This window comes from Paramuribaculum intestinale (assembly GCF_003024925.1).
Classification (GTDB): domain Bacteria; phylum Bacteroidota; class Bacteroidia; order Bacteroidales; family Muribaculaceae; genus Paramuribaculum; species Paramuribaculum intestinale.
The window spans coordinates 1-10,752 of the sequence record NZ_PUED01000090.1; the positions used below are offsets into that span (position 1 = coordinate 1).

The 10,752-nt window shown below is 50.1% G+C and carries 9 protein-coding genes, 1 tRNA gene and 1 pseudogene; 10 read left to right on the forward strand and 1 reads right to left on the reverse strand.

From position 1 onward, the window contains the following. A partial coding sequence (locus C5O24_RS07880; protein WP_107681678.1) for a patatin-like phospholipase family protein occupies window positions 1-2,095 on the reverse strand: 2,095 nt, incomplete at its 3' end. A gap of 262 nt (window positions 2,096-2,357) precedes the next feature. Between C5O24_RS07880 and C5O24_RS07885 the strand changes: the two genes are divergently transcribed. The 10 genes and pseudogenes from C5O24_RS07885 to C5O24_RS07925 all read left to right on the forward strand — a co-directional run. After that, the gene (locus C5O24_RS07885; protein ID WP_107035843.1) at window positions 2,358-2,816 is read left to right on the forward strand and encodes an Lrp/AsnC family transcriptional regulator; all 459 of its coding nucleotides are present in this window, start codon (window positions 2,358-2,360) and stop codon (window positions 2,814-2,816) included. 11 nt (window positions 2,817-2,827) lie between these two features. Next, on the forward strand, window positions 2,828-3,616 hold the full coding sequence (locus tag C5O24_RS07890; protein ID WP_107035861.1) for an inositol monophosphatase family protein: 789 nt from the start codon (window positions 2,828-2,830) through the stop codon (window positions 3,614-3,616). Window positions 3,617-3,648: 32 nt separating this feature from the next. After that, window positions 3,649-4,161: a nitroreductase family protein gene (locus C5O24_RS07895; protein WP_107035844.1), complete on the forward strand. Its 513-nt coding sequence runs from the start codon at window positions 3,649-3,651 to the stop codon at window positions 4,159-4,161. Between the two features lie 197 nt (window positions 4,162-4,358). Then, a complete protein-coding gene (gene pncB, locus C5O24_RS07900; protein ID WP_107035845.1) occupies window positions 4,359-5,564 on the forward strand; it encodes a nicotinate phosphoribosyltransferase in 1,206 nt (401 codons plus the stop codon). A gap of 140 nt (window positions 5,565-5,704) precedes the next feature. Next, window positions 5,705-7,294, forward strand: a complete 1,590-nt coding sequence (locus tag C5O24_RS07905) for an AAA family ATPase (RefSeq protein ID WP_107035846.1) — start codon at window positions 5,705-5,707, stop codon at window positions 7,292-7,294. Next, window positions 7,294-8,634, forward strand: coding sequence for a vWA domain-containing protein (locus C5O24_RS07910; protein WP_107035847.1), 1,341 nt, complete (start codon window positions 7,294-7,296; stop codon window positions 8,632-8,634). The genes C5O24_RS07905 and C5O24_RS07910 overlap by 1 nt, the downstream gene beginning before the upstream one ends. Further along, window positions 8,622-9,239, forward strand: a complete 618-nt coding sequence (locus tag C5O24_RS07915; protein WP_107035848.1) for a YgjP-like metallopeptidase domain-containing protein — start codon at window positions 8,622-8,624, stop codon at window positions 9,237-9,239. Before C5O24_RS07910 ends, C5O24_RS07915 begins: the two co-directional genes overlap by 13 nt. Before the next feature lie 153 nt (window positions 9,240-9,392). Beyond that, window positions 9,393-9,480 (forward strand) — tRNA-Ser (locus C5O24_RS07920). A 171-nt stretch (window positions 9,481-9,651) separates the two neighbouring features. Further along, window positions 9,652-9,897: pseudogene (locus C5O24_RS14605) on the forward strand (Arm DNA-binding domain-containing protein); the annotation flags it as partial. Between the two features lie 45 nt (window positions 9,898-9,942). Beyond that, window positions 9,943-10,752, forward strand: an 810-nt coding sequence (locus tag C5O24_RS07925; protein WP_240604931.1) for a tyrosine-type recombinase/integrase, incomplete at its 3' end; no start/stop codon positions are given.

Below are 10,752 nucleotides of genomic sequence, written 5' to 3' on the forward strand. Positions count from 1 at the left end.
GCATGAAGGCACACAATGTAGTGCGAAGCTGCACACTGGAGCTTATTTTCCATATCGGCACCATCGATGCGGTGACAAACGAGTTGGCTCTCAATGCCGGATTGAATGAGTTGTAGGTCGATGGCGTTGGAGTGTAGGAGGGTGCCATGACAAGCGTGGCGCCGTAGCCCGACTGCAGACCACGGTTGGATATCAATGCCTGAACTTCCGTGCCTAAAGCAGCTTTACGCCCGATGGTAAAATAATGTGTGGCCTTGACTTCGGCCTGTCCGATAATGGTGTGTCGGCTTATATCGGCCGTGTGGTCAGTGCCGGCCGGTTCGAATCGATATCGACCGGTGGCTCCTGTCAGCCTGATATTGATGTGGGAGCCTGACGTGGGGTAGTTGATATTGTCGAGCGTATTGTATTCATAGCCCAGGCGTCCTTCGACAAGATGCCGGTAGGTATGATCGCGCAATGATGAGCGGAAATCGGTTCCTGAGGTCGGGAAGAAACGGTTTTTTATCAGTCCGGCTCCTATACCGAATTCGAGTTTGGCCGGACGTCCGGCCGACATGACGTAGCTTATCCTGCCGAACAATTCGGTATCGGTGACGAATATGGGTATGTTGTCCTGAAAGAAGAGTTCGTCGCTTTCATGAAACTTCTGTCGCGACGCTACAGCCTGAAAGCGCAAGGCGGAAGGAATGCGGGTGAGCAGGCTGAAACGGGCGTCGATGAGCGCGGCCTGATAGCTCTGGCCGAGCCAGATATTGGCACTGGTAGTCAGCGAATTGAATGATAGCGTGTTATATCCGCCTGAAAAATAGAGCATAGACGAAGTTGATGTTGACACGTATCCTCCGGCGGCTACCTGAAAGTTGTTTTTCACGTTGGCCTTTAGCCGAAGGTTAAACATGCCGGTAGAATCGTCGTAAACAGCCTGTGGCACAAGATTCTCCAGTTTGCCCGGGGTGATAGCCCTGTAGTAGGAGTCGCGTGCTCTTTTTATACCGAATGTGTCCGGTGTATTGTGGGTGAACAGATAGCGGATAAACTCGTTCTGACGTGAAGTTCCACCCTCTACACTGACTGAATCGAATCTGACATAAGGTGTGGCGGCCTTGAACGCCATGCGTCTGATCTGCCGTACTTCTGATGGGATGCGTGTGGTCACGCGTGTCTTGATCGAGTCCATCATCTCCATGGCGGCACGGTAGCCTATGGCATAGATTGTGTCGGCCTTGTCGAAATCAAGCACACCGTACATGCGCACCGGCACATTGATGCTGACGCCCCAGTCGGCCGGCATGTCATAGTCGTTGTTCTGTATGATCATGTCCTCAAGCTGCTGAAGCACGTTGTTTTGTTGTGGTTTTTTATCCGGTCCGGATACGTTGGATCCGATCATTATATCCGGAGCGAAATCAGTGCGCATCACATTGAATGGATAGTTGTCATATATGCCGCCGTCATATACCAGCACGGAATCGATCTCTATCGGACGGAACACCAGCGGAAAACTCATTGACGCTCTGACGGCATCGCCGAGCGATCCGTGCGACAGCACTATCTTGTGTTTGCTGTAGACGTCGGATGTGACCGTGCGCAGAGGCACAAACAGCCGGTCGAAGTCGCCGCCGCATTGAGCCGTGTAGGCTGCGAACAGATCCATGAACGCGAAATTCATCGGCAACGGATTGATCAGCGAGGTAGGCAATACCGACACAGGGCGTCCGTTGCCCGACGATCCGAGGTTGACTTTGACCATGGCGGGCGAGGAGGGTTCGCGGTCGAAATAGTAGAGGTAGTCGGGATCAATCTTACCCGTCGACCAGTCGGCGAAACCTTCAGACTTGATAAGCGCCATCATCTCGTCGGGAGTATATCCGGCTGCATAGAGGCCGCCGACCACCGCTCCCATCGAGGTACCGGCGATATAGTCGATCGGTATGTCATTTTCTTCAAGCGCTTTTATGACGGCTATATGTGCTATGCCTTTGGCGCCGCCTCCGCTGAGCACGAGTCCCACGGCTTGATGTCCGATATAGTGGGCTGAGTCGGTCGGCAGGGTGGCGTCATGTGCGTATGCGGATGCATAGATGCATATCATAGACAGAAGACAAATAATGCGATCATTCATGAGAGTAAATGATAAAATTTGACCGGCAGACAAGTGTTGATGTGTCGACAACTTGCAAGTCTGCAATTGTTGAAACCTGATATTACAACAACATATCCGACATTTGGTTTTGATCTTTATGTCGTATTTATTCGGTCATTTTTCACAAAGATGGAAGAATGCTTAAACAATAAGATAGGGTTGTAGGGCTGACAATTTTTATTTAATTTTGCATGACAATTGACAAAAACATATGGGACGACAACAATATGACAGCCTCGACAGGAAGATTCTCGAGATGCTGACCGAAAACGCACGGGTTCCCTTTCTGGAGATAGCAAGGGAGTGCAATGTTTCGGGAGCGGCTGTACATCAGCGTATTCAGAAACTCACAGCTTCAGGTGTGATAAACGGATTCGAATCGCTGATCAATCCATCGGCAATGGGTTATGAAACGTGTGCTTACGTCGGTTTCTTTCTGAATGAGCCGTCGAGCTATGAAACGGTCGTGGAGCAGCTCCGCCATATTCCTGAAGTGGTGGAATGCCATTACACTACAGGCAAGTACGATTTGCTGGTGAAGCTTTATGCGCGCAATAATGCCCACATGCTCCAGATAATACGCGACAATTTCCAGACTATCGGTGCGGGACGCACGGAAACGCTTATATCTTTCAAAGAGGAATTCCGCCGTCAGGTGCCGATTGAATGATGTCAACGATTATGGACCGAATGATCGACGACATAGCGCTCAACGCTATGAGCTGGGCCCGTGAGGCCGGAGCGTTGCTTCTGAAATATTTCCGTGGCGATGATCTTGATATACATACCAAGCTAAATGACAGCGACATAGTCACAGCTGCCGACAAGGCGAGCGAAGCGCTGCTGATAAGCCATATACGGGAATGTTATCCGTCACATGCGATCTTGTCGGAGGAGAGCGGCGCCACTGATGGCGACAGCGGCTGGAGATGGGTGATCGATCCGCTTGACGGCACAACAAATTTCGGTTCCGGACTGCCGGTATATGCTGTTTCCATCGGTGTCGAATACAAAGGAGAAACCGTGATCGGAGTTGTTTTCGCTCCATATCTCAACGAGTTTTTCCATGCGGTTAAAGGTCAGGGCGCTTTTTTGAACGGAAAGCCCCTGAAGCCGTCGACCATTGACAGTCTTAGCCGGGCAGTGGTCGCAACAGGTTTTCCGGTCGACAAAAATGTCACCTCCGACAACAATCTTGATAATCTTGAGCGTGTCATGCCTATGGTGAGAGGTATCCGCCGGCTTGGATCGGCCGCAACTGAAATATGCTATGTGGCCGCCGGTTTTCTTGATGCACATTGGGAACTTAATCTCCACAGATGGGACGTAAGCGCGGCTCTGCTGATAGCCGATGAGGCCGGGGCTCGACACCGTTTTTTTCGCGATGACCGCAATATCTCTGTCGTCACTGCATCGCCGCAGATTTTTCCGTTGATAGATCCACTGCTGTCGGAATCAGCGCGTAAGTGATATAATCTACAACTATCTCAAAACGTTATAATATGGAATTCAGCAAGCTGGTGGGCACCAGATATTCATGCAAGCAATATTCCGAGAGAGTGCCGGATGAGGCAACCATCCAGTCGATACTTGAAATGGCACGGCTGGCGCCGACAGCAAAAAATCTTCAGGAGCAGCATATCTATGTGGCCAGATCGGCCAAGTCGCTTGAAGCCATCGATGCTGTGACACCTTGCCGCTACGGAGCGCCGGTGGTGTTGATAGTGGCATTTGACAAAAATAACGTATATACATATCCGGGAGGCACACGCGACTCGGGCATAGAGGATGCCTCGATCGTGGCCACACATCTTATGCTTGCGGCGGCCGACTGTGGCGTGGATTCATGCTGGGTCAACTGCTTTGATCCTGACAAACTGCATGAGGCGCTCGGCCTGCCCGAACATGAGGAAATACTGATGATTCTTGATCTCGGATATGCCGCTCCGGGTGCCGGACCGCTGCCGAATCATTTCTCGCGCAAGCCGCTGGATCAAACCGTCAGCCATATCTGAGCGTTGTATTTTTAAGAGTATGTTTACTTTTAACTTTATGAAATCTTTATAGCTCTTTTCGACCAATTTTAAGCTTTTGTTCAGTCATTATGGAACCCCATAACTCCTTCACAAAATCTAAAAATTGACTCGAACATATTCTCTAAATCTTAACATAAGTCAAAAGTAAACACACTCTAAGAACAAAAATACAACCCATGCAGCAGATAATCACCCATTTCACAGACGACGATCTGTATAAATTCACAATGTGTGTGGCTGTGATAGACAATTTTCCGCGCACACAGGTGAAATATCGCTTCAACGACCGCAACAACACGGTGTATCCGGCTGGGTTTGCCGACGAACTGCGTCGACAGATCAAGGCTTTGGAATCGGTGATCATAACCGACGAGGAGATCGACTTCATGAAGCGTCGGTGCAGCTATATTCCCGACTGGTTTTACAGTTACCTGAAAGGTTTCAGATACGATTCGCGTCAGGTCAGCGTATTTCAGGACGACGAAGGACACCTCGACATAACTTTCGAGGGGAGCTGGAGCAGCACCATTTTGCTTGAAGTAAAGGTGCTCGCAATGGTTTCGGAGCTGTATTATATCATGACCGGAGATGCCTACCGACTTGATTATGCAGAGTTCGGACAGCGTACTGAAGCCAAGGGGCGACGTCTTGTGGAGGGTGGATGTGTGTTCAGTGACTTCGGGACACGTCGCCGCGCATCGTTCCGGGCGCAGGATGTGGCTGTGGCCTCGCTCGCCGGAAGTTCGCGCTGCGACAATGGCGGCAATGGACGCTTTGTGGGCACAAGCAATGTGTATCTGGCCATGAAGCATGATCTGACTCCGGTCGGCACTATGGCCCACGAGCTGATATGCGCCATAGCCGGAATGTACGGCCCACAGATGGCCAACTACATGGCTATGCGCATCTGGAGTCATACATACCGTGGCGCATTGGGAACATATCTCTACGATACTTACGGGTGGGATATATTCAGCCTGAATTTTTCAGAGGATTACGCCAATATGTTCAAGGGGCTGCGGGTGGACAGTGGCGACAATTATGAGCAACTCGACAAAATCACGGCCAAATATCGTTCGCTTCATATCGATCCGATGACAAAACAGGTGGTGTTCAGTAATGCGCTCGATGTCGACGAGGCGATAGCCTTGCAGCGCTATGCCGAGGGGAAATGTCAGCCATCTTATGGCATAGGCACGCACTTCACAAACGATTTTGCAAATGTCAGGCCAATGAATATTGTGATAAAGCTCACATCCGTGAAGATAACCGAGTCATGGCCATTCTACTTCCAGACATGCAAACTGAGCGAAGACCGCGGAAAACATTCAGGCGATCCTGATACAGTAGAGAGGTTCAAGGCGCTGATACATCTCGAATAAAACCGACATCAGCTTTCACATGCAGCGGCTACCCATTTAGAAAAATATATGGGCGGCGTGTCAGATTATGTGGAACAAAAATTATAATTTTGTGCCGTAAACTGATCAATAACCTTTTGACAACACACACGATTGGATTTATGGCCAAGAAAACAAGACCGAGGCAAGCGGCAGACAGTAGCGACGATGCGTCAATGACGGCGCGCATAAAGGATGTGATATCCTGGATGAGCAGGGGAGTGTATGAGAAAGATCAGATTGTGGCTATGGCTCTGCTATGTGCCGTGGCCGGGGAAAATATGTTTCTTCTCGGACCTCCGGGTACAGCCAAGAGTCTTGTCGCATCAAGGCTCAAGGACGTTTTTGACAATGCCCGGTCGTTTGATTATCTGATGTCGCGTTTCAGCACTCCTGATGAAATTTTCGGCCCGATATCAATATCTAAGCTCAAAAACGAGGATCGCTACGAGCGTCTGACTGACGGCTATCTGCCCACGGCCGATGTGGTGTTTCTTGATGAAATATGGAAGGCCGGACCATCAATACAAAATACGCTTCTGACCGCCGTCAATGAACATATATATCATAACGGAAGCAGCACAGTCAGAATCCCCATGAAGACACTCATAGCCGCAAGCAATGAACTCCCGGCTAAAAACGAAGGACTGGAGGCTCTATGGGATCGCTTTCTGGTAAGAATGGTATCCAATTGCATCGAAAGCGAATCAGCATTCATGAAGATGATCCAAGGCGATGCCATGGACAACTCTCCTCTGGATTCAGACAGGGCTATAACATCGGAAGAGTATGGGCGATGGCAGAAGGAGTCGCGCAGCGTCGGACTGGGAACAGATGTGGCTGCTTCGATCAAGGCATTGCGTAAGGCATTGATGACGCTTGAAAAGGATGATGAGGGCCATCTGCGTTTCTATATATCCGACCGGCGCTGGAAAAAATCGTTCGGGCTTATGCAGACGTCAGCATTACTAAACGGTCGCCGGCAGATAGATATGACTGACTTCATATTGCTGATCCACTGTTTCTGGAGCGATGCAGAGAGCCGTGAACCGGTCATCAAAGCCGTGCTCGAATCCATGGTGTCGCCGATATTGAAGCGGCTTTCGTCGGTAGATCGGGAAATAAAGCGGATATTACGTCCGTCGGAGTCCGACAAGACTGAACGGAATGCCGCCGGGCGGTTCAAGGAATTCGATTTCTTTTATTATCGGATAGATGATTATCCCGACGGCGAATGCCTGTTTGCCAAATGGGATTACAACGGTCTGGACGATTCGCGGAGTGTGGCAGGCATACAATATTTCGACAAAGCACGCAAGCGTTTCGTCATCCATGCCATGCTCCCGGGGCGTCCGCTTGAGAGCAAGTCATCGGATGGCGACAGTATAAGGCGGTGCGAATTGCAGAAGTGCAGGGGAGGATTGTTTGTCGACGGCATTCCATATACGTTTACAAGAGCCGACTGTGACGAGGCTGACACCGTGAGTTCCGGAAAGGCCAAGCCTGTATATCAGCGTGTCGACGATCTTAAAAACGAATTTGCAACGCTCCTGGACGAATGGCGTGCGATGGTAGATCACAATTGGAAGACACCGGTCAATATATTCCTTTCGTCGACCGATATGGCTTTGGTCAGGAAGAAAATAGCCGAGGCTGAACAATCGGTGACCGAAACAGAGATCAAACTGCAGAATCTTGCATCATTGCTGTGATGAGCGATACGGAACGCATAAATAACCGGATCGACACGTACTCCGAAGCATTCGATTTCTATATCGAGCGCAGGGAAATGCCTCCGGAGATCGCTGCTGATGATCAGCTTGGCGCATACATGCGTCAAGTGATCGACGAGAATCCTCATCTGGTCAGCGTCGATCCGCTTTGGGCGGAGGTGCTGAAAGAGAATCTTATGGATTTTTTTCAGGCGTTGCTGCAGCATTTCGCCATCGTCGAACAGCAGCTTGCTGCCGAACTCGCGATGATAAATCGATTCAGAAGTGCGTCGATCGAACAGAAGCGCCGGCAATGGTCGGGAGTGGTAGGGCATATAAAGCAACGGTATACCAAGTATGAGGTGAACATCGACGGATATTCACAACGCTTTGACGGCGAAAACAACGATGCAGTGTTCGCCGCGCTTACCTCCGACTGGGAATCGGCCTGTCGCAACCATGCGGAAGAGACCCGCAGGGAGATGCTCGCGCGCTCGAAACAGAACTGGGCACAGCGCTTCCGTGAGATCGGCGATCAGGACTATATCGAACGACGCAAGATTGAGGATATAGTCTATAAGTCGCCTGTGTTGAGCGAGATTGTAGACATCATAGGCCGCGCCCGTGATGCCGACGGCACAGTAGACAATCTCATGTATAGCTATCTCCCGAAGGGATTGTCGTCGAATGATGCGGGCGAAGGTATTTCTAAAATTTCGTTCGGTAATGATATAGAACGTGTCACCCCCTCTGAAACCCTCCTGCTGTCGACTCCCGACACCGAGCAGCTGTTTTATCAGTGCTATGCCTTGAGACAGCTTCAACAGTTTTCGGCACCATCGGCGGCGCCTCTAAAGACTCAGATCAACAACCCCTTGCCACGGCCTAAAAAGGGGCCGATAATTGTAGCGGTGGACACCAGCGGATCTATGTACGGGCGACCGGAGCAGATGGCCAAATCACTTTTGATACAGCTTGTCAGAATAGCCCGCGCCGAACATCGGAGTTGCTATCTGATCACATTTTCTGTGAGAATCCGCTCTATCGATCTCGGGCGTGGGGCCAACATGCGTGCCCTTACATCGTTTCTGCAACAAAGATTCACAGGCGGCAATGGCGAGGAAAAACTGCTGATCGAGGCACTGAGGCTGCTGGAATCGGATGACTATGGTATGGCGGACGTGCTGATCATATCCGACTTCATATTCAATCCGCCCGACCGAGCCAATACCGAGCGTGTAAGAAAGGCGCAGAGCAAAGGCACACGTTTCTACGGACTACAGATCAACTCCAACAGCAAAGCCTTCGATGCATTGCTCGACCGCAAATGGAAAGCATGAAACAGCCTGAATTCATCATCAATCCGTCGCTGAGGCTAAGGACTGCTCATATAAATGTGGCATGGCATCAGGTAGACGGTGGCATAATAGACCGCGAGGGCGAATATCTGTGTGCCTCGTGCCGATATATCGTCGACGGCCATACTGTCATGATCATCGTCGCCGATCTGCCGCAGATAGATATTATCTATTCCCCGTCGACAGACTTCAATGATACTGGCATTCAGGAATGGCTACGTGTCACGCTTCGCGACCATATTACTGCGCAGGCCGAAAAAGTGCTGCCCGAACGAGTCAGATACTGGCTCGAAAACAAAAGACTTGCCGGCGGTGGAGTCGTAATAAAGCGCTTGCCTAAAAATGTGCTCGGCCAATGCACTTACGACAATGTCATCTATCTCCCACCGATGCTCGTAATATTCCGAAGCGACTGGATTGACGGGGTGATACTTCACGAAATAGCTCATTTTCGTCACAAACATCATCGGAAACCATTCTGGGATCACCTGAGCGTTTTGCTCGGAGAGGATGCACGCCATAAGGATGCCAAGACAGATATCTGCCTTGCGCCATATTTCCCATACTATTGTTTTTTGATGAAATGACTGACTTCGCTATGTATGCTTCTGTAAATCAGGTTAATACGCACAATAAGGCATTTTGACAGCTGCATTACGCATAGAAAGTGAGATAAGCGCTTGCTTAATTCGCAAAAAAAAACTAACTTTGCACCCACAAAGTTCAACCGTCCATTTTATGGAGCGATGCTCGAGTGGTTGAAGAGGCACGCCTGGAAAGCGTGTAGTCGCCAAAAGCGGCTCGGGGGTTCGAATCCCCCTCGCTCCGCAAGATAAGACGCTCGTAATCAAATCGTTTTGCGATTTCATTATGGCGTTTTATTTTATACAAAGAGGCCGGACGCCTTAAAAAAAAAGCCCGCAGATGTTGCAGTTTGTAGCACTACGTTGCAGATAGTTGCATTTCACAAGCAACTCACAAGCGAGCGATTTTAAGGTTATGATCACTACTCGATTTTATCTTGATTGCCGAGCCGTTCGGCCCGGTGCTCCGGCACCTCTCCGCCTCGTCCTTACCAAAAATGGCGTGAGAGCATTTATCCCCCTTAATGTCTCTCTCCTGCCTACTCAGTGGGACATCAGCCGGCAAATGATAATTGGCCATCCCCGCAAGCAGCAATTAAATAGTCAAATCGCGGAGTGCAAGCTCAACGCAGATGGCATAATTTATCGTCTTCAATCAGACGGCGAGCTCCTGAATATGCGCGCTTGCGACATCAAAAAGCGAGTCATGGCGGAGTTGTACCCCTCCGATTCTAAGCCGGATCTGACTTTCCTCTCACGATACAATGAGTTTGTCTCGTCACATTCTGCTGGCACACAACGCGTATATCGCAATACGCTTCATCGTCTGCAGGCTTTCACTCGCAAGCAGAATTTAGGCGGTCTGCGATTCGAGGACATAACCGTTGCTTGGCTTCGACGGTTTGACGCATTCCTCGCGCAAACATCCCCATCGCGCAATGCCCGCAACATCCATTTTCGCAATATTCGCGCCATATTCAACGATACAATCACCGATGGCTTGATAAGCTGCTACCCGTTTCGCAAGTTCAAGATCACCCCCGAATCAACACGAAAACGCGCGCTGACGCTCGACCAATTGCGCGAAGTGCTAAACGCACAAGGGATGGAGCCCTTCGAGCAGCAAGCTCTGGATTGCTTTAAGCTAATATTTTTCTTGTGCGGCATAAACGTGGTAGACTTATGCCGCCTGCGCAAGATCGTCGACGGACGGATAGAGTACTCCCGCGCCAAAACTCATCGTCTGTATTCTATCAAAGTTGAGCCGGAGGCGATGGCTATAATAGCGCAGTATTGGGGATCCGATTATCTCCTCTCTTATCTTGATGACTACGCCAACTATCGGTCGTTCTACGCCTCAGTCTGTCGTGGTCTTGCTCCTATAGGTTATCAGCTCGGTATGCGCATATCGACTTATTGGGCGCGTCACTCTTGGGCTACCATAGCCGCCTCACTCGATATCCCAAAAGAAACTATTGCCGCTGCGCTTGGCCATGGAGGGAATTCTGTCACCGAT